Origin of the sequence: Hominenteromicrobium sp. (assembly GCF_046974225.1) — a bacterium.
GTDB lineage: Bacteria > Bacillota > Clostridia > Oscillospirales > Acutalibacteraceae > Hominenteromicrobium > Hominenteromicrobium mulieris.
Genome location: NZ_JBKWAE010000012.1, coordinates 15349 through 40736, shown reverse-complemented (window position 1 = coordinate 40736; position 25388 = coordinate 15349). Strand labels below are relative to the sequence as shown.

19 protein-coding genes are annotated in these 25388 nt (G+C 52.8%); 4 read left to right on the top strand and 15 right to left on the bottom strand.

The window, feature by feature from the left end:
• Positions 1 to 94: 94 nt before the first annotated feature.
• From ACLTX1_RS09640 to ACLTX1_RS09595, 10 genes are all read right to left on the bottom strand, one after another.
• Positions 95 to 637 (bottom strand): hypothetical protein, encoded by a 543-nt coding sequence (locus ACLTX1_RS09640; RefSeq protein WP_412264392.1) that lies wholly within the window; start codon positions 635 to 637, stop codon positions 95 to 97.
• Positions 634 to 1254, bottom strand: coding sequence for a hypothetical protein (locus ACLTX1_RS09635; protein ID WP_412264390.1), 621 nt, complete (start codon positions 1252 to 1254; stop codon positions 634 to 636). The genes ACLTX1_RS09640 and ACLTX1_RS09635 overlap by 4 nt, the downstream gene beginning before the upstream one ends.
• 12 nt (positions 1255 to 1266) lie before the next feature.
• A complete protein-coding gene (gene pilM, locus ACLTX1_RS09630; protein WP_395506538.1) occupies positions 1267 to 2268 on the bottom strand; it encodes a pilus assembly protein PilM in 1002 nt (333 codons plus the stop codon).
• A 65-nt stretch (positions 2269 to 2333) separates the two neighbouring features.
• Entirely contained in the window at positions 2334 to 3146 is an 813-nt protein-coding gene (locus ACLTX1_RS09625; RefSeq protein WP_412330855.1) for a prepilin peptidase, read from the bottom strand.
• 130 nt (positions 3147 to 3276) lie between these two features.
• Positions 3277 to 3675 (bottom strand): hypothetical protein, encoded by a 399-nt coding sequence (locus tag ACLTX1_RS09620; RefSeq protein WP_373367782.1) that lies wholly within the window; start codon positions 3673 to 3675, stop codon positions 3277 to 3279.
• A 173-nt stretch (positions 3676 to 3848) separates the two neighbouring features.
• Entirely contained in the window at positions 3849 to 5057 is a 1209-nt protein-coding gene (locus ACLTX1_RS09615) for a type II secretion system F family protein (protein ID WP_308449658.1), read from the bottom strand.
• A 27-nt stretch (positions 5058 to 5084) separates the two neighbouring features.
• On the bottom strand, positions 5085 to 6137 hold the full coding sequence (locus ACLTX1_RS09610) for a type IV pilus twitching motility protein PilT (protein ID WP_176820317.1): 1053 nt from the start codon (positions 6135 to 6137) through the stop codon (positions 5085 to 5087).
• 81 nt (positions 6138 to 6218) lie between these two features.
• Positions 6219 to 7913, bottom strand: coding sequence for a GspE/PulE family protein (locus tag ACLTX1_RS09605; RefSeq protein WP_412330854.1), 1695 nt, complete (start codon positions 7911 to 7913; stop codon positions 6219 to 6221).
• Between the two features lie 343 nt (positions 7914 to 8256).
• Positions 8257 to 10836 carry an ATP-binding protein gene (locus ACLTX1_RS09600; protein WP_412330853.1) on the bottom strand — a complete coding sequence of 860 codons (2580 nt, stop codon included), beginning with the start codon at positions 10834 to 10836 and terminating at the stop codon, positions 8257 to 8259.
• Positions 10833 to 11633, bottom strand: coding sequence for an ABC transporter substrate-binding protein (locus tag ACLTX1_RS09595; protein WP_308449655.1), 801 nt, complete (start codon positions 11631 to 11633; stop codon positions 10833 to 10835). Before ACLTX1_RS09595 ends, ACLTX1_RS09600 begins: the two co-directional genes overlap by 4 nt.
• 344 nt (positions 11634 to 11977) lie before the next feature.
• Between ACLTX1_RS09595 and ACLTX1_RS09590 the strand changes: the two genes are divergently transcribed.
• Positions 11978 to 15055, top strand: a complete 3078-nt coding sequence (locus ACLTX1_RS09590) for an alpha-mannosidase (RefSeq protein WP_308449654.1) — start codon at positions 11978 to 11980, stop codon at positions 15053 to 15055.
• Positions 15056 to 15105: 50 nt separating this feature from the next.
• Here ACLTX1_RS09590 and ACLTX1_RS09585 read toward each other — a convergent pair whose 3' ends face one another.
• On the bottom strand, positions 15106 to 16281 hold the full coding sequence (locus ACLTX1_RS09585; protein ID WP_308449653.1) for a nucleotidyltransferase family protein: 1176 nt from the start codon (positions 16279 to 16281) through the stop codon (positions 15106 to 15108).
• 144 nt (positions 16282 to 16425) lie between these two features.
• On the bottom strand, positions 16426 to 17871 hold the full coding sequence (locus tag ACLTX1_RS09580) for an NCS2 family permease (protein WP_308449652.1): 1446 nt from the start codon (positions 17869 to 17871) through the stop codon (positions 16426 to 16428).
• 406 nt (positions 17872 to 18277) lie between these two features.
• On the opposite strand from ACLTX1_RS09580, the gene secA reads away from it, so the two are divergent.
• The 3 genes from secA to ACLTX1_RS09565 all read left to right on the top strand — a co-directional run bounded on the left by secA (position 18278) and on the right by ACLTX1_RS09565 (position 22347).
• The gene (gene secA, locus ACLTX1_RS09575) at positions 18278 to 21025 is read left to right on the top strand and encodes a preprotein translocase subunit SecA (RefSeq protein WP_308449651.1); all 2748 of its coding nucleotides are present in this window, start codon (positions 18278 to 18280) and stop codon (positions 21023 to 21025) included.
• A gap of 15 nt (positions 21026 to 21040) precedes the next feature.
• A complete protein-coding gene (locus tag ACLTX1_RS09570) occupies positions 21041 to 21670 on the top strand; it encodes a GNAT family N-acetyltransferase (protein ID WP_308449650.1) in 630 nt (209 codons plus the stop codon).
• A gap of 200 nt (positions 21671 to 21870) precedes the next feature.
• Positions 21871 to 22347, top strand: a complete 477-nt coding sequence (locus tag ACLTX1_RS09565; protein ID WP_308449649.1) for a hypothetical protein — start codon at positions 21871 to 21873, stop codon at positions 22345 to 22347.
• 276 nt (positions 22348 to 22623) lie between these two features.
• On the opposite strand, the gene ACLTX1_RS09560 is transcribed toward ACLTX1_RS09565, so the two are convergent.
• From ACLTX1_RS09560 to alr, 3 genes are all read right to left on the bottom strand, one after another.
• Positions 22624 to 23052 (bottom strand): N-acetyltransferase, encoded by a 429-nt coding sequence (locus tag ACLTX1_RS09560; protein ID WP_308450105.1) that lies wholly within the window; start codon positions 23050 to 23052, stop codon positions 22624 to 22626.
• Between the two features lie 214 nt (positions 23053 to 23266).
• A complete protein-coding gene (locus ACLTX1_RS09555) occupies positions 23267 to 24094 on the bottom strand; it encodes an AGE family epimerase/isomerase (protein ID WP_412330852.1) in 828 nt (275 codons plus the stop codon).
• A 77-nt stretch (positions 24095 to 24171) separates the two neighbouring features.
• Positions 24172 to 25365 carry an alanine racemase gene (gene alr, locus ACLTX1_RS09550; RefSeq protein ID WP_412330851.1) on the bottom strand — a complete coding sequence of 398 codons (1194 nt, stop codon included), beginning with the start codon at positions 25363 to 25365 and terminating at the stop codon, positions 24172 to 24174.
• Positions 25366 to 25388: the final 23 nt, after the last annotated feature.

Here is a 25388-nt window from a genome sequence, read left to right as displayed (position 1 = left end):
CTGAGAAAAATATGGAAACCGTAAAACAGTATAAGTCTTTTTAAACACAGAAAACCGGCAAGCAAAAAACAGCTTCCGGCCTGTGTTGCACCAGCTATTTTTGAAGTTCAAAATACGTAATATACAGGTTTACCTGCACATTGCCGGAGCTGCCGGAATTTTCAAACTGCACGCTGATGTCCGATATTTGGTTTGTAAAATCGCTGTTATGCAGCGCATCAATGATGGCGCGCGTTTCGGCGTAGGTGTTCGTTGTAAAGGCCATGTTGATGGGGCGGCACATGATGTAGCCATCGTTCAGTGCCGAGACCTGACCGAAATCCAGCGAATAATCGACGGAAGCCGAAAGAATGCTGTTCAACTCAACGAGCAGCTTGCCGGAATTGTCATAATTCGGGATGGGCGTGGGGTCGCCCTCGGCATAGATTTCCTCGAGCTCCTTCTGCATCTGGCTCATGCGCGTCAAAAGCGCGGTGTTCTGCAAAATCTCGTCCTGCTCCGCGGCCGTTTCGGACTGATACTCGTCGATGGAATTGTTGATGGGCTCCAAGATGAGCTTAAAATATGCGATGACGATGAGCAGCACGGTGAGGACGAGCAGCATCACTTTTTCGCGCGTTGTAAAGGCTCTTTTCATGCTGTGGCCTCCCCTTCCGCCGTGTCAGCCGGCTGTAATGTGATCGTCACGGAGAAATCGAGGTCTTCGCCTGCCGTTTTTTCGGTGGAGGCGATTGTAAGGTCAGCAGCCTTTACAATGGGCTGCTGCTGTAAAATCTCAAACATGGCGGAAATCTCCTGCAGATTCAAGCCGGACATGGAAACAATCATCACGTCGTCCGAAATGGTGACGGCCTTTATAGTGCCGTAGGGCTGCAGATAGTTCTCCATGAGGTCAAGCACTTCCTGTCTGTCCACAGAAACGAACGCGCCGGAATCCTCCTGCTGCATCCATTTTCTGGAATAGGTGCGGTACTCCTCTTCGACCTCGGGGTATTTCTCCACGGCGCTCTGCATTTCGGTATACTGGGCATGCACGGTGTTGTAAGCACTTTCTGCGGCACTTTGGCGCGCAAGCTGGTCAAGTACGCCGAATTTCACGACGAGCACCACAAGCACGATAATGACCGCCGTGCCGATAGAAAGCGTCATGACGCTTTGGGAGTGCGACTCGCGCTTTGCAAGGTTGACGGTTCTTTTGGTGGGGTATTTTACGGGCTTTTTGGCGCCGTTCCCCATGCCGAGTTCAAGCTTCATTCCAACGCCTCCTTACTTTTGCAGCGCGCAGCCGATCGCTTTGATGTAAAGCCACGCCGCTTCCAATGCGTCGTGCTGAGGAAGCAGCTCCTCGGCGTTATGTACGTCCAGATCCGTCACACGGCAGATGGCCGCGCGGATCTGATCTACCGCCACACCGCCGCCGCAAAGATAAATTCTCCGGAGCGAGCGCTCGCGGTTATTGTAATTATAGAAGTTGACGGCCTTCATGATTTCGATCGCCATGCGGTTAAACAGCTCGGCGCTCACGTCTTCGGAAAGCACGTCGTTGTAATCGGACAAAATGTGTGCGTGTGCCATGTGAATATCCACGCCGCGCACATCGGAAATCGTCTGCTCAAGGTCGCGCAGGCCGAGGTCGCCGGAGCGCTTCGTGGTGAAATTGCCGTCCTGCAGAATGTGCATACGGATGCCGTTGTGGCCGAGGTCTACAAAGCAGTAATCGCTGCCCGCGGGCGCATTTGTGCGCTGCATGTAATCCTCCGTCAGCGCAGCGTAGGCGCATTCCTCCGGCATGGCGACCTTCAAATTGAAGCCCGCACGGCGCAGCATGGCGCGGTATTCTTCCACGGTGCTTTTTAAGGTGGCGCAAACGAAAAGCTGCAATTCTTTCACATTGCCCTCTTCGTCTTTCACCGTATCCTGCACGGCGTAGTCGAAATAATACTTATTCTTTTCCTGCGTCAGGTAATCTTTAAATTCAAACGGCAGGTTATACAACAGTTGGCCGTCCGTCATGGCGGGCACGGTCACGTTGCGGGTGAACACCAGCGTGCCGGGCAGAATGACCGCCGCCGCACCGCGGGAGATGCCGTTTTCTTTCGCCATTTCCTTGATAAAATCCGCCATGGCGTCCATGGAGACGATTTCGCCGCCGGAGACCATATTATCCGGCAATTCTTTTGCCATAACCTTTTTCAGTTTGCCGCCTGTAAAGCATACGGCTTTTACCATGCACTCACCAATGTCGAATGCCGTGATTTGTCCGGGCATGGTACAGACACCTCGCTTTCTTCTTTATCCCTATCCGTCAAGCTGTAAAGCTTTTGTTCTTTCTGTTAAAATAAGCTCAAATACACGCCGATGATCTCGCTGCCGCAAAGGAGCGTGAGAATCGCTGCCGCCGAGATGGACGGCCCCCACGGAAAAAGCTTTCCGTCTTCTTCCTCTGCCCCGTCTCCTGTGGTACGTTTTTCCGGGAAAATAAACGCGAAGACGATGCCGAGCACGCACGCGATGAGCAGGCACAGAATGTTCCGCTGCCAGCCGAGAAACAAGCCGGTGAGGAACAGCAGTTTAATATCGCCGCCGCCCATGGCTTCCATTTGGCGCACTTTTTCGTATAAGAGCACGATGAGCAGTAAACCGCCGCCAACGGCGAAGCCGCCGAGCAGCGCATCCATAAGGTTTTCGAGCACATTCCCCTGCAAAAACAGGAAAACAACACGCACGACGATCCCCGTCACGATGAAACGGTCCGGGATCATATACCCCTCCAAATCCGTGAATGCAGCGGCGAGCAGCAGGCACGCCAGCAAAATGTATTCAAGGGCTTGGAGCGAAATATCATATTTTAGCACGAGCAGCAAAAACGTAAGCGCCGTTAACACTTCCGCAAAGACATGTCCCGCAGAGAGCTTTGCGCCGCAGTATTTGCAGCGGCCTTTGTGGATAATGTAGCTCACAACGGGAATTAAATCTCCCGCGCCGAGCACGTGGCCGCAGACGTCGCAGTGCGAGCGCCCGTGTAAAACAGATTCGCCGTGGACGATACGCCACGCCATGCAGTTGAGAAAGCTTCCCATGCACGCGCCGAGCACCACCGTAAGCACACAAATATAAATTGTAATCGCCGGTGAAACCCAAAGCATACTGCGTCCCCTTTTTATGAAAACCTAAAGTGAAAAATCAAATGAACAAATCGCGGGGGAGCCGCAACCCCCGGCCCCCTCAATAGATTTGTTTCAATTAAGAGTTGTAAAAAACGCTGATTAGGCGAGATTAGTCACCAGTGCCAGCGCCAACTTTGATATCAATCGTGTTGGTATCATAGTGATATGTGTAAGTAACATTCTGACCCTTTTCCCACTTATTTACAGACTTGCCTGCAATTTCAACATTATCAGACGGTTTACCCTGTGTGGTATATGCATCATCGCCAGCCGTCGTGGAAACAGTACCATCTTTCTTCAGCGTGAAGGTAGCAGGAGTAGTACCAGTTGTACTACCCTCAACATTATGAGCTTCATCGGTCAAAATCTCAGTCATAACAGCAGCATAGCCGGAACGGATGTTAGCTTCGTCGGTTGCAACTCTTGCCTTATTCAGAGAAGAAGCAAAGGTCGGGATAGCAATAGCAATGAGGATTGCGATGATTGCAACAACAATCAGCATTTCCATGAGCGTGAAGCCCTTCTTATTCTTCATCTTACGCATTTTGTTCATCATAAGAACCATTCTCCAATTCATTGAAATTTTGCTCGCCCCAAAGATGTGCTTTTGGGGGTTCACCATCGAAATTTATGTATTCCGCCGGTTCGGGTTGGATCGCCGACGGGGTACAGCGAAATAAATCAAACGATGCTGCCATACATGGTGAACATCGGCAGGTAAACGGCCAGCAGCAAAATGACGGTGACGACCGCCAAAACAATGGTGATGGCCGGCTCTAACATAGAGAGCAACCGCTGCGTGAACACCGAGACCTCGTTATCGAAGTAATCACCGATGACGGTGAGCGTTTCTTCCATGTTGCCGGAGCGTTCGCCCACGCCCACCATTTCGGTGAGCAGCTTTGGAAAATACGGAATCTCGTTCATGCAGTCCACCAGGCTGCGGCCCTGCTCCACGCCCTGCCGCACTTTGCGGATGGACACCGCGAACATGTAGTTATCTGCCACATTTGCCGTGACCTCCAGCGCTTTCGTAATCGGCAAGCCCGCCGTGAGCATGGTGCTCATGGTGCTTGCAAACTGCGAAGCGGCGTTCAGACTGTGCATTTTTTTGAGCGGTGAGCGCTTTAGCTTGTTTTCCGCAAGGAACGCACGCCCCTTTTCGTTCTTTTTCAGCAGAAGCCTGCCGATGAAGAACGCGAGCACAATCAAAATAAGCGACCACCAGTAGTTCGTGAGAAAATCCGACGTTGCGATGAGCCCCTTTGTGATGCCCGGCAGCTCGGTACCGAGCTCCAGAAACACGCTTGTAAACGCCGGCACGGCTACCACCATAATGATGATGAACACGATGACGGCGACGCAAATGACAATTGCCGGATACGTGAGCGTGCTGATGATCTTCGCTTTCATTTTAGCGGTTTTATCGTAATACTTATGTAGTTTTTTAAAGCATTCTTCCAGTGTGCCGGACTGTTCGCCCGCGCGTACGGTCTCAATAAACGTGGTCGGAAAGCCCGTAGCGTTGTTTTCAAAGCTTTGCGCAAGGCTGTAACCGCCGGAGACGTCCTCCGCGACCTTTTTCAGCATTTTTTGCAGTTCTTTGGTGCGCGCCTGTGCCGCAACCATCTCCACGCAGCGCACAATGGGCAGACCGGAAGTCAAAATGATGGCGAACTGCGAGCAAATGATGGCAAGCTCCTTGTCTTTGATTTTCTTCGTGCCGATCTGTTTGTTCCAGCTCTGCGTCTCTTTGACTTCTTCTATTTTGGTGATGACGGAGCAGGTCTCGCGCAGCTGCGCGACCGCTTCAAACTCGTTATACGCTTTGATGACGCCGGAAAGCTTTGCGCCGTCCGGGGAAAGCCCTTTGTATTTATAGGTCGTCAAGCCCGCTCCCTCGCTTTCTTCCTAAATTTAGCCGCGTCTTCCCTTGGAAAACGCTTCTCGGTCTCTGGCGTAGCCGAGCGCCGTTTCATACGTTACGGTGCCCTCGCGCACCATTTTCAGCAGGGCATTATCCATCGTAATGCTGCCGTCCTGCGCGTTCATGGTAATGAAGCTGTCAATCTGCGGGGTCTTGCCCTCGCGGATTAAATTTTTGATGGCGCTGTTCACCATCATGACTTCGCACGCCGCCGCCCGGCCGCCTGCGCGCTTCGGCAACAGCTGCTGCGAAAGCACCGCACGCAACGTAGTGGAAAGCTGCAATCGAATCTGACGCTGCTGCCCCTCCGGGAACACGTTCACCATGCGGTCAACGGAATCCGCTGCGGAGTTTGTGTGCAGGGTGGCGAAGACCAAGTGGCCCGTTTCCGCCGCCGTCAATGCGGTCTCAATGGTATTGAGGTCGCGCATCTCGCCGATGAGGATAACGTCCGGGTCCTCACGCAGGATAGACCGCAGGCCGTCTGCGTAGCTTCTGGTGTCTTTGCCGATCTCGCGCTGGTTAATGATGCACTGATCCGGCTCGTAGATGTACTCGATCGGGTCTTCCAGCGTGATGATGTGGCTGCGCCGCGTATGGTTGATGCGATTTAAAATCGCCGCCAACGTCGTGGATTTGCCGGAACCCGTTTCACCCGTGACTAAAATGATGCCGCTGCGGTACTCCGGGAATTCGGAAACGACCGGCGGCAAATTCAGCGCCTCGATCTCCGGGATGGTATCCGCCAAAATACGGATCGCCGCCGAAACCGCCCCCTGCTGGCGGAACAGGTTGATTCTGGTTCGCGCTCCGCACGGAAACGTCCGTGCCAAATCAAGCTCGCCGATGCATTCGATCTCGTGGAAAAGGTCGCCCGCAAGGCATTTTGCGTAGTATTCGCAGTCTTCCCACGTGAGGACTTTCTCCGTGAGGTTCTGCACCTTGCCGTCTATGCGGCATTTCACCGGCAGGCCGGTGACAATATGAATATCGGAAGCGCCTTTTTGCTGCGCCTGCGCGATGATCTCGCTGATTTCAAGCATATTAAAACCATCGCCGAAGCGCGGCGACTGCGTCCTTTCCGAAAGTTATGAGCAAGTTTTCAACAGATTTTCAGCAGAATGTCAATCCGCTGTGGAATTGATGGCGCGCGCGGCTTCCGCTGCGCTGATCTCGCCGCGCAAAACAAGGTTACGGCAATTTTCGCGCATCGTGACAAAGTTCGTCTCCTCTGCTGCCCTTAAAAGCGCATCGTACTTTGCGCCTTCCGTAACCATGCGGCGAATGCGCCCGTTGAGCATGAAGATTTCAAAGACGGCACGGCGGCCCTTGTAGCCGGTGTGGTAGCACTCCTGACAGCCCTCGCCGCGGTAGAACTGCACGTTGGCGTCCTCCGGCAGGCCGAGCATGGCAAGCTCCTCCGCCTCCGGCCTATACGCCTTCTTGCAGTGCGGGCAGACCTTGCGCACAAGGCGTTGGGAGATGACGCCGCGCAGCGCGCTGGAAATGAGGTACGGCTCCACGCCGATATCGACCAGGCGGTCGATGGCGGAAACAGCGTCGTTCGTATGCAAAGTAGAAAGCACCAAATGGCCCGTAATAGCAGCACGAATGGCAATGGCGCCCGTCTCTCCGTCGCGAATCTCACCGACGGAAATGACATCCGGGTCCTGACGCAAGATGGCGCGCAGTCCTGTCGCAAACGTCATGCCGGTCTTTTCGTTGATCTGGCACTGGTTAACGCCCGGAATGTTGTATTCCACCGGATCCTCCAGCGTCATGAGGTTCGTTTCCTCATTTGCAAGCTCCTGCAGCATGGCGCACATCGTCGTGGATTTACCAGAACCGGTCGGGCCCACAATCAAAATCACGCCGCTGCTGTTTTTGAGCAGCGCATCATACTTTTGCAGGTCTGTGCCCTCAAGGCCGATGGACTGCTTCGTGATCGTATGCCCGGATTTATCGAGCAAACGCAAAACAATCTTTTCGCCGTAGATCGTCGGCATGGACGAGATACGCAGGTCGATCTCGTGGTGACGCACCTGCACCATGGCACGGCCGTCCTGCGGGATCTTACGCTCGGAAATATTCATGCCGCCCATGATCTTCAGGCGGGAAATAACGTTGCTCTGCAAATTTGCGGGCACGGTCAAAATCTTTCTCAAAATGCCGTCGATACGCATGCGCACCACCATTTCGCCCTCCTGCGGCTCAAGGTGAATGTCGCTCGCGCGCTCCAAAAAGGCGCGCTCAATGACGGAGTTTACAAAGCGGATCGTTGGCGCGGCAGACGCGTTGCCGGCATCCGTCTGGTTCATCTGCACCGGTACGATATCCGGTGTGGATGTGCCGACCTCGCGCTTCATTTCTTCAATGGCGCGGGCCGTGCCTTCGCTGCCGTACAATGTGCCGATGGCCTGCTCGGTCGCGCGGCGCGTGGAGATCATCGGCACAACGCGCTTATGCGAAGCGGCCTTAATCTCTTCCTGCGCAACGAAGTTCAGCGGATCGCTCATGGCGACAAAGAGCTCGTCTTTTACAAGCTTTACCGGCACCACGTTGTATTTTTTCGCGATGGCGCGCGGCACAAATTTGGCGAGCTCCAACGGAATGGAGATCGCCGTTAAATCGATGAAATCGACACCGAGCTGCATTTGCAGTGCTTCAATGAGCTGCCGCTCCGTGATGATATTATTTTCGATCAGAACATCGCCGAGACGCTCTTTTGTCTGCTTTTGAATGGTCAGCGCTTCTTCAAGCTGCTCCTGCGTAATGGCACCAGCCGCGATCAGCAGATCGCCAAGTCGCATATAAGCCATGGAACGTCCTCCCTTTCTAAACCGAGCTTCGTATTTCGTATATTTATGCTGCTTTTCGCATAATCGAGCGATTTTATATGCTTAAAATGCGAAAGCCGCGTCTGAAATTCTCTTTTTCTGCATAAAACGGCAAAATTGCAAAATTTGCGCTATTATTTTATCATATCAACACTATGATTTCAACCTTCTCGTGGAGAAAATTCCCACAGGAATATATTCTATTTCCAGAATCATTTTGTGAAGTTTCTGCACAGTGGTGCTTTTGATTGGAGCAGGCACACCGCAGCTCATAAAAAGACGGCGGCGCAACCGCTTTTACAGGCACACCGCCGTTTTATGGCTTTTACCGGTTGTTTTTCTTACAATATTTGCGCACCGCTTTTGTGATCTTTTCAAGGTCGAGCGGCTTTGTGAGGTGCTCGTTCATACCGGCTTTGCGGCTGCGGGCGGCGTCGTCGGAAAACGCGTTTGCCGTCATGGCGAAGATCGGTACGGTCTCTGAATCCGGGCGGTCGAGCGCGCGGATTTTCTCTGCCGCCTCCAAACCATTCATCACGGGCATCATGATGTCCATTAAGATGAGATCATACGTACCCGGGGCCGAGGCGTTGAATTTCTCCAGGCCCTCTGCGCCGTTCCATGCTTTTGTGACCTCGGCGCCGCTGTCCTCAAGCAGGAACGCCGCAATCTCCATGTTCACTTCGTTATCCTCCACAAGCAGCACATGCAGCCCGCGGAACACGGTGGTATCGATTTCTTCCTCCGGCTTTTCGGCATCAGACGCCGCGGGGTCGAGCTTCAGCGGAATCTCCGTGATGAATGTGGTGCCCACGCCCTTTTCGCTGACCACGGTGACGGTGCCGCCCATGGCATCGACGAGTTTTTTCACGATGGAAAGGCCGAGCCCCGTACCCTGATACGTAGTGCGTGCACCGGAATTTTCCTGCGAGAATGGCTCAAACATATGCTTTTGAAATTCTTCGCTCATGCCGCAGCCGTTATCTTCACAGATAAAGCGGTAGCGAACGGTGTTCTCTGTTTGTGAAACGATGCTGCACGTAGCATGTACATAGCCGCCGGCTCTGCCATACTTGATGGCGTTGCCGCCGATGTTTTGAAAGATCCGTCTTAAATGCAGCGGGCTGCCGATGACATGCTTTTCGCGCTTATCTTCCATTGTGAGGGTACACGTAATACCGCGCGCCTGCGCTTGCGTGGAGAGCAGCGTGCCCACATCGTGCAGCAGCTCGTTCAAATTGAACGGCACTTCCTCAAGCTGCATTTCGCCGGATTCCAGCTTGCTCATATCGAGCACATCGTTTACAAGCTCTAAAAGAAAATCCGAAGACCGCATAATCTTTGCGCGGCATTCCGCCTGCTTTTTCGCGTCATTCGGGAAACGGTCGGCAATCTGTACCATGCCGCGGATGCCGTTGATCGGCGTGCGGATGTCATGGCTCATGCGGCGCAGGAAATCCGTTTTGGCGGCGTTTGCAAGGGTAGCTTCCTCTGCTGCGCGGCGCAGGTTTTCCTGATATTCCATATCGCGCTCCTTTTGCTTCGAAACATCGCGGAACAAAAGCATGAGTGAGCTCGGCTTTTCCCGGTGCGTAAAGCGGCGCTGCGGCACAAGAAGCAGCTGGTACCACTTGCCCTCCACATTTTCCATTGTGAAGCCGTCAAAAGCCTTGCCCTCTAAGCGCTGCTGAGCGGTATCGAGGTCCGTAAACGCACGGAATTCCTCCCGGTACGCCTCGGCTACGCACTCGGTGTTAAACTTTTCCAGCATGGCTTTTGCGCTTAAAACACCGTTTGTGATTGCTTTCATGCGCTCACTCTGCACAATGGGCTCCCATGTATCATCCTGCGGGTGAATGAGCAGGTTTGACAGGTAGATGCTCGAAATGGCGCTGACAAGGTGATATTCCTTTTCCATACGCAGTAAGCGGCGCTTTTTACTGTACTGCCGCCAAATAAGGTACCCCATGCCGCAAAACAGGTAGATTGCCGTAAACAGCAGCATCCAACCGCGGCGACTTGCGTAGACTACGCGACTCGGGAAAAAGGCATACAAATAATAATCTCTGTACTGGGTGAACATACCGTACCATGTGCCGCTGTCGTTTTTTAATTGCAGCAATGTGTCCGGTGTAAGTTGCTCCCCTCCAACGAGCACGTCAGCAATAGGATAATACTGCACAAGCGTGTTCTCCAGCTGCTCGCAATTCGTGCTGATAACGCGCATGCCGTCCGTGATGACGACGGTCACATCCTGCCGGAACATTTCAGCATCCAGCATATTGGAGAGAGAAAGCTCATTTTTATCGTTTTGAAAGCGCGTGACATCCGTATAGCAAATAACGAGGCCCGGTTTATCCTGCCGTGCGGAAATGGCGTAGTTATACGTATTGTCGTTTATACAGATCTGGTCGGCATAGGTTTTCTGCGGATAGTGCAAAATATCCGCCGCATTTTTGTCCCCTATTATCTGGCTGAGCAGCAGACTTTCATCCTTGCCCGCTTTGTCGTAATGAGCCAGCACGGAGAAATTTTCATCCAAAACAAAAATGCCGGTCAAATACTGAAATTTCGCATAGTGCTGTAAGCGATTTTCGTTTAAAAGCGCATCTTCCTCTTCGTAACGGTACGCCGTCAGTGTTTTGACTTTGGTCAAAATATCCTGCAGCGCTTCGGTGGTATTGGCCAAGCGGTAGTTGTCGTACTTACGGCAGTTCGTCTGCATAAAAGCGAGTACGTCCTCAACATCCGCTTTCGCCTTGTTCTGTTCATACTGTGTTACGCCTGCAAATACCGGCAGCAGCACAACAAAGCCGAGAAGAAGCGTGATCATCCACCGCATGACCGTTTCCATGCTCGGCTTATGGAGCTTCGGTTTTGTTTTTCCCTTGAACTTCGGCATCATTCGGTACCTCCGTTCACATTTTTTTCGGCATCTAACCCATATTTTTTCACAATAGCGGCCATTGTGCCGTCTTCGCGCATTTCAAGCAGCGTCTGCGTCAGCTTTTCCGCCAGTACTGCATCGCCGTCCGGTTTAAATGCCACGCCCACGGCGTCGCTGTACATGTTCATGTTGAGGTAGCGGTAGCCGTCCGGGTATTCGTCCGTATATAATCTCAGCGAGCTTTCATGCCCGATGGCCGCATCCGCATAGCCCTTGCGCAGCGAAGTAAACACCTCGCCCATCGTGCTGAATGTGGAAAGGTCCGTAATCTCCGGCAAATTCGGGTTCAGCCCTTTTAAAATGATCTCCTCGCTTATAGAGCCGGCCTGCACCGCCACGCACTTTCCGGCAAGGTCTTCAAGTGTTTCAATCTCGCTGTCCGCCGGCACCACGACCACGCGCTGCGTGTACATATACGGCCCTGCCCAAATAAACTTATCTTCGTTGCCTTCCATCGTCAGGCAACACCAAAGGCAATCCACATAGTCTTCATTCAAAAGCTCAAAGCCCTTGTCGATATCGAGCTCCACGAAGATCGGCTCATACCCGATACGCGCACAGGCTTCCTCGGCAATCTCCACGTCGATGCCGGTATAGTGGCCGCCGATATTGCGGTAAAAATACGGCGCATACGTTGTGCCGCCGATACGTATTTTCGGTTTTTCCGTCTCCGGTTGCTGTGCCGTATCGCTGCATGCGCAAAGCAGCGCCATAAGCGTGGCAAAAAGCAAAAGGATCCAAGCCTTTTTTCGCATATTTTTTCCTCTGTTTTCTATGTGATGTGATTTGAATACGGCACTCCAAAACCGCTGTTTTTCGGGGCTGAGCCACCGTTGCTTTTCTCAAAATACGCTCTGCTTTATAGATTTAGTATAGCGTACTTTCCGCTGATTTTCAATTATTTTTTGTGTTCTGTGCATAAATAACTTGTTTTTCTGCATTTTCGACGCGACGTGTGCGTAAAGACAATTCCAATGTGTAAAAAGCCGGAAGAATCTGTGCGTTTTATCTTGTTTTCCGTACCTTATTATGCTAAAATCAAGTCAAAAACACCAGTCTTTACGAACCCCCAAACCGCTATAGAAAAGGAGTTGCAACTATGAGGTATCTCGCTAAACGTGTGGAGCGCATTTGTGATGAGCTTTACCGTCTGCGCATCGTGCAGCGCATTCCGCTGACCGACCTTATCTGCAAAAAGGGCACGTATATCCGCCCCGAAGCAGCAGATGCCGCTACGCCGCCGTGGACGTCGTTTGACAGCCGCACCATGCACTGGTACGGCCCGGACGAGCACTATTGGTTCCGCACGGAATTCACCGTGCCGAAAGCGCTTAACGGCAAGGCAATGTGGCTGAATGTGCGCACGCAGATCGAAGGGGACGACGGCAAAAACCCGCAGTTTTTGCTGTTTGTGAACAACGTGCCCGTGCAGGGCATGGACATGAATCACCGTGACGTGCTGCTTTCCCCGAAAGCGATTTCCGGCGAAAAGCTTGTGTTCGACTTGCAAGCGTACACCGGCACCATCCACAACGAATTCAATCTCTTTATGGAAATTCAGGAGATTGACCCGGAGATTGAAGCGCTGTATTATGACTTGAAAGTGCCGGTCGAGGCGTTTTCGCGCATGGAAAAGGAAGACCGAAACCGCATGCTGCTGGAAAACGCGCTGAACGAAGGCATAAACCTGCTCGACCTGCGCACGCCATACAGCGAGGAATTTTACGCTTCCGTGCGCGCGGCTTCCGCATATCTAAAAAAAGCGGTCTACACCGACCTTGCGGGACACGACGACGTGATTGCGAGCTGCATCGGCCACACGCACATCGACGTGGCATGGCTGTGGACGGTCGCCCAGACGCGTGAAAAGACCGCGCGCAGCTTTGCAACGGTTTTGAAGCTTATGGATGAATACCCGAATTATCACTTCATGTCCAGTCAGCCGCAGCTTTATTATTTCTTAAAAGAGCGTTATCCGGAGCTGTATGCGCGCCTGAAAGAGCGCGTGAAGGAAAAGCGTTGGGAGCCGGAGGGCGGCATGTGGCTGGAAGCCGACTGCAACCTGACGAGCGGCGAAAGCCTTGTGCGCCAGTTCATTCACGGCAAGCGCTTCTTCCGCGAGGAATTCGGCGTGGATAACCGCATTTTGTGGCTGCCGGATGTGTTCGGCTACTCCGGCGCGCTGCCGCAGATCATGAAAAAGAGCGGCATCGATTACTTTATGACGACGAAGCTTTCGTGGAACCAGTTCAACGAAGTGCCGTTCGATACATTTGAGTGGCGCGGCATTGACGGCAGCGAAGTGCTGACGCATTTCATCACCACGCTCAGCATCGGCCAAAACGTGCAGAACTTCTTCACCACCTACAACGGCATGCTGCACCCGGATGCCATTATGGGCGGCTGGGAACGCTACCAAAACAAAGACATCAACAACGATATTCTCATCGCTTACGGCTACGGTGACGGCGGCGGCGGCCCGACCCGCGATATGCTGGAGACGAGCAAACGCATGGAAAAAGGCGTTTTGGGCATCCCGAAGGTGCGGCAGGTCTTCGCGCGGCAATATTTTGACGAGCTGAACGAGCGCGTAAAAGACAGCAACCGTCTGCCCACGTGGGAGGGCGAGCTCTACCTCGAGTATCACCGCGGCACGTACACCTCCATGGCGCGCAACAAGCGCGGCAACCGCAAAACAGAGCTGGGACTCATGGACTTGGAGCTTTTGAGCGTACTGGCAGCACCGCAGCTCCCCTACCCCGTGGAAGCGCTCGACAGCTTGTGGAAAAATACGCTTTTGAATCAATTCCATGATATTCTGCCCGGCACCGCCATTCACGAGGTCTACGAGCAGACGAAAAAGGAATACGATGCGATGGCGGAGACGATCTCTGCGCTTTCTGCCGACCGCATGCAGGTGCTTGCGCCGCAGGGAGAAGGCATCACGGTGTTCAATACGACGGGTAAAACGCGCAGCGATATCGTTGTACTTGAAAATTGCACCGCAAATGCACTTTCCGACGGCAAAAATACTTATCCCGTGCAGCAGACCGAAAACGGTGCTGTGGCGTTCCTGCCCGACTTGCCGCCGAAGGGCTACAAGTGCTTTGCGCCGGTCGAAGCAGGCAGCTTTGAAAACACGCTGCACATTGACGGCAGCACGATCACGACGCCGTTCTACACGGTTGAATTTGATGAAAGCGGGCTCATCACGCGCCTTTATGACCGCAAAAACGACCGCGAGACCGTGCAGCCCGGCAAATATGCGAACCTGATGCGCATGTACGAGGACAAGCCGATGCACTACGACAACTGGGACATCGACTGCTACTATACGGAGAAATTCTGGGACGTCACCGACGTGCAGCGCATGGAATGGACGGAACGCGGCCCCGTGCGCGCAACTCTCGAGATTGAGCGCAAGGTCAGCCGTTCGGTCATCTGCCAGAAAATTCACTTCTACGCCGCGTGCCCGCGCATCGACTTTGAGACGACGGTCGACTGGAAAGAGCACCAGCACCTCCTGAAAGCCCACTTCCCGATGGACGTACACACGGACGAAGCAACATTTGAGATTCAGTTCGGCAACGTGACGCGCAAAACACATCAGAACACGAGCTGGGATCAGGCACGCTTTGAGAGCTGCGGCCAAAAGTGGATCGATGTTTCCGAGGGTCACTACGGCATCAGCCTGTTAAACGACTGCAAATACGGTCACTCCGTGCACAACGGCGAAATGGCGTTGACGCTCATCAAATCCGGCACAGAGCCGAACCCTGTCGCCGATCAGGAGATGCACGTATTCACCTACGCGCTCTACCCACACGCCGAAACATGGCGCAGCGCGGAGACCGTAGCGCAGGCGTACTTCCTGAATCAGCCTGTGCGCGCCACCGCAGGCGGCATAGCAGGCGAAGCGTACTCTCTCGCGAGTGTGGACGCCAAAAACGTCATTTTGGAAACCGTCAAGCAGGCGGAAGACGGCGACGGCGTGATCGTGCGTCTGTACGAATGTGAAAACGCCCGCACAACGACAAAACTGCATTGGAACCGCCCCATCGCTTCCGTTACGGAGTGTGACTTGCAGGAGAATGCGCTCACGGATGTCCCGGTCGAAGGCGGTACATTCAAATTCACCATCAAGCCGTATGAGATCAAGACGTTCCGCATCCGTTAATCAAAAATAAAGCACCGGCGGCTGTACCCGAGCTGGGCGCAGCCGCCGGCTTATTTTATGAGGTGATATGTTTTGAGGAGCGCCACACGCCGCTTGCCGATCTCGACACTTTTTCTAAGACTCGTACGGTTTTGAATGTTTTCCTTACCGTAGCGTATAAGACGCCTTCCCCATGCGGCAGGCAAGCTATGCGGCGCGCAATGCAGCGCTTTTGCAGAGGGGAACGCCGCACGCAGTACGGAAAAGCGCTCGCGTTTTCCTGTATTCTGCACAGCCGCCGCGTGCAGCGTCATGTTCGCACTGTGCAAGCGGCTCTTTTCTGCCGCACCGTGCACGCCGCCTGCCAAAATATCCTCTAAAAGCGCAGTTTCATCCGGCGCAGGGTGCACACGAAGCAGCGCTAAGCTTTCCGTTTTCTCAAAGCCGAGATATTTCTCGCCGATTTCAAAGAGCGCCGTCAAAAATTCGAGTGCCGAAAGCTTTTCGCAGCAGCGGCGCAAATACAGTTTGTCAAGCTCCTTTTCATGCTTTTCGGCAAACAACAGCAAATCACACACCGCGCGGATGCCGCACCCGCCGTGCAGAAAGTGCTTTAAGCTGTGGCACAAAAGGTACAAAAACGTCTCGTTCGCGCCGAGCGTATAAATTTCTTCGCCCTGCACGGAAACGGTTTCCGTGCGCAGCCTTTCATGCGCAAAAAAGGCTTTCATGTGCCCGTACGCATCGTTTTCCGGGAACGCCGCGCCGTGCAGTTCTAAAACGAGCGGACTGCCGGGCAGGTAAAATGTCTGTTCAAGCGGATCGACACTCTCCCCTGCTGTGCGGCAGCCGAGCCGCAATAAGGCATTGCGTGTGCGGTCAAATTCACCCGAAACCGCCAGTAAATCGACATCCGAGAACAGCCGCAACTCCGGCTTCGGGTACAGCGCAGCGCACACCGGGCCTTTCAGCACGAGCGGATGCAATTTCATTTCGCGCAGCTTGCTGTAAAGCTGTAAAAATACCTGCGTTTTCAAAATCTGCTCTGCCGTTTGGCAAAACGCCATTTGACGCGCAGCTTTCAGTGCCTTGCCGCACGCATCAAGAACAAGCGGCAGCACGCCGTGGCGCACCGCCTGGCGCAAAAGCTCCGTCTGTGTTTCCTGCGGCAGCACACCGAGCGCCGCTTTTTCGTTATGTATCGCTGCTTTCAACGCGTTTAAAAGCAAACTATCCGCCTGTTTCATCGCCTGCTCCTTTTACTCTTTCGATATGCCCAAAGTATAGCAGGACAAAACCGCGCAATAAAACGAAAAAAGGCACCCGCCGTGAAAAATCACAAGCGAGCGCCTCTTATGTTATCTCAAGCTAAAGTTCGTTTTATGTACGAATTACATCGTAACAAAGACAAACTTAATGACGAAGAGCGCAGCGATAATGGTGATACCGATGTCGTTCTTCTTGTACTTACCGGTGAAGAGCGTGATGAGCACATAAGCGATCGCGCCGATACCGATACCGTTGGAGATAGAGTAGGTCAGCGGCATCATGATGAGAGCGAGGAACGCCGGAACCGCGCTGCGCAGGTCGGACATATCGACCTTTGCGAAGCCCTTCATCATCAGAACGCCGACATAGATGAGTGCCGGAGCCGTAGCGCAGGTCGGAACAAGAGAAGCGACCGGGCTGAGGAACAGGCAAACCGCGAAGCAAATTGCAACAACAAGGCTCGTAAGGCCGGTTCTGCCGCCGGCGCCAACGCCAGCAGCGGACTCAACGAACGTGGTGCAGGTGGAAGTACCGCAAACAGCGCCCGCAACCGTTGCAACGGAGTCGCTGGTCATGCACTGGTTAACGTTGATCGGATCGCCGTTCTTGTCCAGCATGTTTGCCTGAGAAGCGGTGCCGTACAGGGTGCCGATGGTGTCGAACATATCGACGAGGCAGAACGTAACGATGAGCATGATTGCGGAGAAGATGCCGCCGAGCTCAGAGCCTGTGAACGCACGCTTCCAAGCGTCAGCCTGGAACACACCGGTGATGCCGATGGAGCCGAAATCCTTAAAGGTCTGGCCGATCTGGCTCATGTCGAAGGTCGGGGTCGTGCCGGAAAGAAGATAGTACAGAACGGAAATGCCTGCGATGCTGATAAGCACGCCGCCCTTGACGTTGTGCTTTTCAAGAATTGCAATGGCGAGCAGACCGAGGAATGCGAGGATAGCCGGCATAAATGCCTTTGCACCTTCAACATCCGCAAAGAATGCGCCTGCCTTCAGTGCGCCGTGGATATCGACGAACTGAACGAGCGTGTACTGGTTAGTCTGGATGATGCCGACATTCTGGAAGCCGAGGAAAGCGATGAACAGACCGATACCGGCCGGGATTGCTTTCTTGAGGCAGTCCGGAAGAGCCTTTGCAACCTTGACGCGGAGACCCGTGACAGAGAACAGCAGGAAGACAATACCGGAAACCAGAATGATGACGAGGCCTGCATGGTAGCCCTTGATGACGTCGCCGCCGGAGATGATTTCCGGCAGAATGAAGGATACGAAGAAGAAGGAGTTCAGACCCATGCCGCAAGCCTGTGCAAACGGCATCTTCGCATACAGAGCCATCAGCAGCGTACCGATGATTGCTGCCAGAATGGATGCGACATACACAGCGTTCCAAATCTGCTGGAAGGCCGGGTCGGCATCCGGAGCCAGATGGTTGAAGCTAACAATCTGGTTCGGGTTCGTGACTACGATGTAAGCCATCGCGAAGAACGTCGTGAGACCGGCAATGATCTCTGTGCGGACGTTCGAGCCACGCTCGGAAATTTTGAAGAATTTGTCCAAGGATGTTCACTCTCCTATAAATTAAAGAATTTCCTGTTCTTCGTTTTTTTGACCAGTTATGGTTTGCACACATCGGAAAAACAGGAATTGTTACCTATAGTATAGCCTCTAATTTTGCGAAAATCAAGAGAAAACCGAATAAAAAGTCACATTCTGTTCATAAGCTGTTTATGATTTGGAAAAAAAGAGTTTTTTGTGCATTTCGGCTAAGGCTATCCTGTATTTTGCTGTTTTTCTCGAATTGCACTGCCGTTTTTGCGTTTTAAAATGCGCTTCTTTTTGATCACCTATAAAGTTTTCATGAATATGCCCCTATCGCTTGCTTTTTTATGCTGTTCCATGCTATACTGATTTATATGCCGCGCGCGGGGAATCCGCGCGAAAGAAAGGAAAGTGTTCCCGAACCATGAACCTACTCACAAAGCTGTTCGGCAGCTACAGCAAGAAAGAATTAAAGCGCATTGAACCGCTTAAGCAAGCGGTGCTCGCGCTCGATGACAAATACACAAAAATGACAGATGAGGAGCTGAAGGGCCAGACCGCCGTGTTGAAAGAGCGCCTCTCCCTCGGCTCTTCCCTTGACGACATCCTGCCCGAAGCGTTTGCAACGTGCCGCGAAGCCATGTGGCGCGTGCTCTCCATCAAGCCGTTCCCGGTACAGATTATCGGCGGCATCATTTTGCATCAGGGTCGCATCGCCGAGATGAAGACCGGCGAAGGCAAGACGTTCACCGCTGCCCTCCCGGCGTACCTCAACGCTTTAAGCGGCAAGGGTGTGCACATCGTCACCGTCAACGATTACCTTGCAAAATATCAGGGCGAAATGATGGCGCGTGTGTTCAACTACCTCGGCCTCACCGTAGGCCTTGCCATTCCCGGCATGGAGCCGGACGAAAAGAAAAAAGCCTACGCCTGCGACATCACATACGCAACGAACAATGAGATCGGCTTTGACTACCTGCGTGACAACATGGTCACCTACAAGGAGCGCAAGGTGCAGCGCGGCCATAACTTCGCCATCGTGGACGAGGTGGACTCCATCCTCATCGATGAGGCGCGTACCCCGCTCATCATTTCCGGCCAGGGCGAGCAGTCCACGGAGCTTTACAACGTCGCCGACCGCTTTGCCAAAACGCTGCGCCCCATCCGCGTGGCGGAGACGAACGAAAAGGAAGACAATGACGAGATCTACGAGGATTACGATTATATCATCAACGAAAAGCAGAAGACCGCAACGCTCACCAAGCGCGGCGTAAAAAAAGCCGAGCAGTTCTTCAGCTTGGAAAACCTCACGGACCCGGACAACATCACCATTCAGCACCACATCAATCAGGCGATCAAGGCGAACGGCATCATGCAGCGCGATATTGATTACGTCGTGCGCGACGGCGAAGTTATCATCGTTGATGAATTCACCGGCCGTCTGATGTACGGCAGACGCTACAACGAAGGTCTGCACCAGGCCATTGAAGCGAAGGAAGGCGTGAAAATCGCGCGCGAAAGCAAAACGCTTGCAACCATCACGTTCCAGAATTTCTTCCGTCTTTACAACAAGCTCTCCGGCATGACCGGCACGGCCATGACCGAGGAATCCGAGTTCAGCGAAATTTACAAACTGGACGTTGTAGAGATTCCGACAAACAAGCCGATGATTCGTGAAGACTGCCCGGACGTTGTTTACAAGACCGAAAAGGGCAAGTTCAATGCCGTTATCAACGACATCATCGAGCACCACGAAAAAGGCCAGCCGGTGCTGGTCGGTACCATCACGATTGAAAAATCCGAGCAGCTCAGCGCCATGCTGAAGCGCCGCGGCATCAAGCACGAAGTGCTGAACGCAAAGTACCATGAAAAAGAAGCCGAAATCGTCGCACAGGCAGGCCGTAAGGGCGCCGTGACCATCGCAACGAACATGGCCGGCCGTGGTACGGATATTCTGCTCGGCGGTAACGCAGAGTTCATGGCGCGTGCCGAAATGCGCCGCATGCAGTTCTCCGAGGAGCTCATCGGCGAGGCTTCCGCCTACGGCTACACGGACGATGAAGAGATTTTGAATGCCCGCAAGACATTTGCGGAGCTCAACAAAAAATACAAAGCGGAGATTGCGCCGGAGGCAGAGGAAGTTCGCAAGCTCGGCGGCCTGTACATCATCGGCACGGAGCGCCACGAATCTCGCCGTATCGATAACCAGCTGCGCGGCCGTGCGGGCCGTCAGGGCGATCCCGGTAAGAGCCGCTTCTACATCTCTCTTGAAGACGACCTCATGCGTCTGTTCGGCGGCGACCGCATCCAAACCATTATGGACCGCCTGAATGTGGACGAGGACATGCCGATCGAAGCGTCTATCCTCTCCAACACCATCGAAAACGCACAGAAGAAGGTCGAGGGCAGAAACTTTGCCATTCGCAAGAACGTTCTGCAGTATGACGACGTGATGAACCGCCAGCGCGAGATCATCTATGAGCAGCGTGACCGTGTGCTGAACGGCGACAACGTGAAGCCGCAGATTATGTCCATGATCGATCAGGCCATCGAAGCGAACGTCAAGCGCTTCTTGCCGGAGAACACCCTGCACGACGACTGGGATCTCCGCGGTCTGCGCGACCACTACCTCGGCTGGATGGTCAATCCGGATGAGCTGCACTATGAGGGTCAGGCGTTTGAGGATCTCGAGCAGCAAACGGTCATCGATTTTCTCAAGGAGCGTGCACACAAGCTTTACGACCTGCGTGAAAAGGCGTTCACCCCGCCGATCATGCGTGAAGTGGAGCGCGTGGTGCTGCTGAAGAACGTCGATACGCAGTGGATGGATCACATTGATGCGATGGATGAGCTCCAGAAGGGTATCCGTCTGCGCGCCTACGGCCAGCAAGACCCGGTCATTGCATACCGCGAAGAGGGCTTTGACATGTTTGACGCGATGATCGACACGATCCGCGAAAACACCGCCCGCATGATTCTGACTGTGCGCCTGAAGACGCCGGAAGCACCGAAGCGTGAAGCCGTCGCCAAGGAGACTGGCACAACGTCCTCCGATACGCCGGCCGTCAAGCAGCCTGTGCGCAACAACGGCAAAAAGCCCGGCAGAAACGACCCGTGCCCGTGCGGCAGCGGCAAAAAATACAAGAAATGCTGCGGCAGAAATGAATCCTGATTTATCATTAAGCTTATGAAAGACTTAGCTTCTTTACATTTAGATAACCACGACAGCCGTTTGAAGTACTACCACCTGTTCATGACCATGCCGGCGGAAACGGAAATTCCACATTACGATCTGCCCGCGGGGTATTCGTTCACGACCTATGCCCCCGGCGACCGCGATACGTGGATCGAGATCGAAAAATCTGCAAAAGAGTTTTCGACCTTCGAGGAAGGCGTGGACGCATGGCAGCGCTACTACGGCAAACACGAAGACGTTCTGCCCGACAGAATGTTCTTCATCGTCGACCCGAATGGCAAGAAAGTCGCGACCGCAACGGCGTTTTTCGATGAAAAGCTGCCCGGCGGCTGGCTGCACTGGGTTTCCGTGCGGCGTGATGCGCAAGGCAAGGGGCTTTCCCGACCGCTCATCGCCCATACGCTGCACCGCCTGCAGGCACTCGGCTACAAAGAGCTGTTCGTGCCCACCCAGACGACCACATGGGTCGCCGCAAAACTGTATCTTGATTTCGGCTTCCGTCCCGTGCCGGAGAATTTGGAAGAAAATTACTTCGGCTGGCGCATGCTGAAAACGCTGACCGACCACCCGGCATTAAAAGAGCTGGAACCCGTCGAGGTTGACGAATTACTGAATAAATAAGCAAGCGACCGCTTTTCGAGTATTCGGAGAGCGGCCGTTTTGTATTCTTAAAATTGAGTACACATTGTAAATTCTTATTAGTTTTGTTAATAATTCAAGTTCGCATCATTTTTCTTGAAAATTTCAACAATTATTATTGACGCATAAATTTTAAAATGTTAATATTTTATTGAAAAATAAAAAAGGTGTGATTTCAACGTATGAATAAGCGCTCTGTTTTTTTCCTCAGTATTTTGCTCTTGCTTTCCGGCTGCGCAGCGCACAAGGTCAATGTGCCCGCACTCGAATTCGGCGGCACAGAGGGCGACGTTTCCGTGCTGCGGCTCTATTTTGACGGCGACTCCCCTGTTTTTCTTGAAAACGGGTTCACCGACCTCAGCGCTCTGTACGTCACCGGGCAGTACAGGCACGTATTTGACCTTGAGGTGCTCGAAATGACGGATACGGAGACCATTTACGAGTTGCCGCGAAGCTACGACCCGCTCGACAATGTGACGGGCATTTTGATTTACAGTGATTACGCTTATGCCGCCGTGCGTGAGGACAGCAATTTGCGCCTGCATCCGCTTTCCCCCGGTGCGCCGGAGAAAACTTGGGAGGATTTTTGCACCGCCGCGCAGAGCTATGCCAAAACGCACTCCGAGCTTTCGGGTGTGGAAAACTACGGGTTCGATTAAATTTAACTTAAGCATGACAAAAGCCCTACCGGGAATTTTCTCGGCAGGGCTTTGCTGTTGCTGTTTACTTTTCCAGTGCCTCGCAGCGCTCGTAAATTTCAAACGCGGCTCTGGCATTGTGGTACGGGCACTTCCACGGGCCGCACAGCAGGTGCGAATTTTCCTCGTCCGGGGAATTTTTGCCGCTTGCAAACCACTCGCCCAGCGAGTGGTTTTCTAGGTAACAAAAAGAACAGTTGCTTGTAAAAAGCAACTGTTCGACAAATTAGGCTGTATTTATTTTCTCACTTGTTTTGATAAATGAAGTTCATTATCATCTACATATCCAAGTTTATTATATACAGTTTGTGCAACAAGATTTTCTTGTCCTGTTAGAAGTTCATATTTGTCAAGTGGATAATTCTTACTACAATAAGCCTCTGCAAAAGTAATCATCTCACTCGCTAAGCCTCTTTTTCTGTATGCTGGTTTAACATACACTTCTGTAATTTCAGGCATATATTCATCATAGCAGAACGATTTTTTAAGCTGAACACAAACAAATCCAACTAACATATCATCTTCATCAGCAACGATAACAACTTCCTGTTTATTATTCATAAGGGAATTTCTAATATTGTCTATGCTTGTGTCGCTCTCACCATTAAATTCAACATTTAAGATGTTTAATTGCTCTGCATCATTTATAGTTGCTGTTCTTACCATAACAACCTCCACAAATTTAAGTTTGTCTAATTCTTTCTACGCTCATTATAAGGGATTTTCTAATAGACTTCAAGTGTTATTATACTTCTTGGTGGGAGCGGGTATGTTCTTATTCTTCCTCTGTGTCCTCTTGTTCTTCTTCGCTCTTAAAGTAATCCGTATAGTATTCCTACATACATCGGGTCTTTTGGATTATAGTCACGATGCAAAGCGGCTAATACATCATCCATTTGTTCTTTGGTTTATCTGCGCCGTACTTTCCGAGCACTTCGGCAGCTTCCGTCAACAGCCAGGAACCCTCAATGTCATGGCCGAACGAAACCTCGCCCGGCAGCGGCTCCATTTTATCGTTGAAGAACATGACAAAATGGTGGTGCTCGGTGTCGTAAATTCTGCGTGCGGTGATCTCGATGAGGTTCACAAGGCTCTCCTCCACGCAGGCATCGTGGCGAATACGGAAGTAGCACGTCATCGGCTCCAGAATGTGGATGTGCGTGTTCATGGAAAGGTTGCCCGCCTCCGTAATGGCGCCGTTGCTGCTGCCCGTGCCGCGTGCGTTTTCAAGGTAATAGTTGCCCTCTTTGCACACGTTTTCGATGTAATCATACGTCATATCGGCATATCTGCGTGCTTCCTCGCTGCCCGTTGCGCGGACGTACTCGGAGAACGCATACAGCAAAAAGCCCTGGCCGTAGGTCATTTTCGTGTCGTCTTCCACAGAGCCGTCTGCGTGCAGCATCCAGAAACCGCCGCCGTTTTTGTGGTCCCAGAAGCGCTCAACGATGTAGTTAAACGCGCGGTCGGCGAGCTCCTTATACTTCTCGTCGCCGAAAATGCGGTACGCGCCCGCAAATGTCCACAGCAAACGTGCATTCAGCACGAGGCCCTTGGACGCGTCCTTGTGAATAACCTTATCGACCGTCACGGCGCCGTAAAAGCCGCCGTTTTCATGATCGATGGTATATTGCTCCCAGAACGGGAAAATAGAACCGTGCAGCAAATCCTCTTTCATTTCATCGCGCAGCTTTAAAAGCTTTTCCATCACTTTCACCCTTTCAAATCACTATAAATTTAAAGCAGCGACTCGGCTGAACGAAGCCAAAAGCCGCTGCTTTACAATCAATATTTGTCCAAAATACAGTCCAGAACACTGACTTCTTTGCCGTTTTTCATGTAGACGCGTGTGACGCGCTTTGAGATGTCGCACACCACTTCGTAGTGGATTGTCTCCATGATGCCGGCAATTTCCGCCGCGGTGATCTCATCCTCGCCGTCGCGACCGATGAGCGTTACGGTATCCCCTACCTTCGCCTGCGGCACGGCGGAAACATCCACCATGCACTGGTCCATGCAGACTTTACCTAAAATCGGGCAGCGCGTACCGTGAATGAGCACACTGCCGCGGTTCGAAAGCCTGCGGGAGTAGCCGTCCGCGTAGCCGACCGGAATGGTCGCGACGCGCATGCGTTCCTTTGCGGTGAATGTGCGGTCGTAACTGATGTCCGATCCGGGCTCAATCTCCTTCACGTGCGAAATGACGGAGTGCAGGCTGAGCACCGGGCGGAAATCCGCGTGATGCTCCACGCTGAGCGACGGTTCCATGCCGTATAAAATCACGCCCGCACGCACCATATCGAGGTGCATCTCGGGGTAATCGAGGATTGCACCGCTGTTCGCGCAGTGGTGAATTTTAAACGTGATGCCCTGCTTTTCAAGCTCCGCGATGAGCGCCATAAAGCACGAGAACTGCTTCAAGGTAAATGCCTTGCCATTCTCGCCGCCATCTGCCACGGCAAAATGCGTGAAGATGCCCTCCGGGATAAGCCCCGGGCGGCGGCACGCTTCTGCCACAACGCTTACGGCCTCTTTGTCGCGCTCAATGTCCTGAAAATAGAATCCGAGGCGGCTCATGCCGGTATCAACCTTGACGTGAATCTTCACCTTAACGCCGCTTTTTACGGCGTTTTCGGAGAGCGCCGCGCAGTATTCTGCAGAATACGCGCACTGCGCAATGTCGTTTTCGGCAAGCACGTCTGCGGCTTCCGCCGGGGTATAGCCCAGCACGAGCAGCGGCAGCTTGATGCCCGCACGACGCACCTGCAAGGCTTCCTCAATGTTGGAAAGCGCCAGCCAGTCTGCGCCGAGGGCTTCGTATTCCTCTGCCATGCGCACCGCGCCGTGCCCGTAGGCATCCGCCTTAATCACACAGCAGACCATCGACCGGTTGCCGACATAGCGGCGAATTTCCTTAAAATTGTGCGCCGCCGCGTCGAGGTCGATCTGCGCCCATGTTCTTTTCTGTAAAATGTCCATAACCAAATTGTCCTTATACGCGG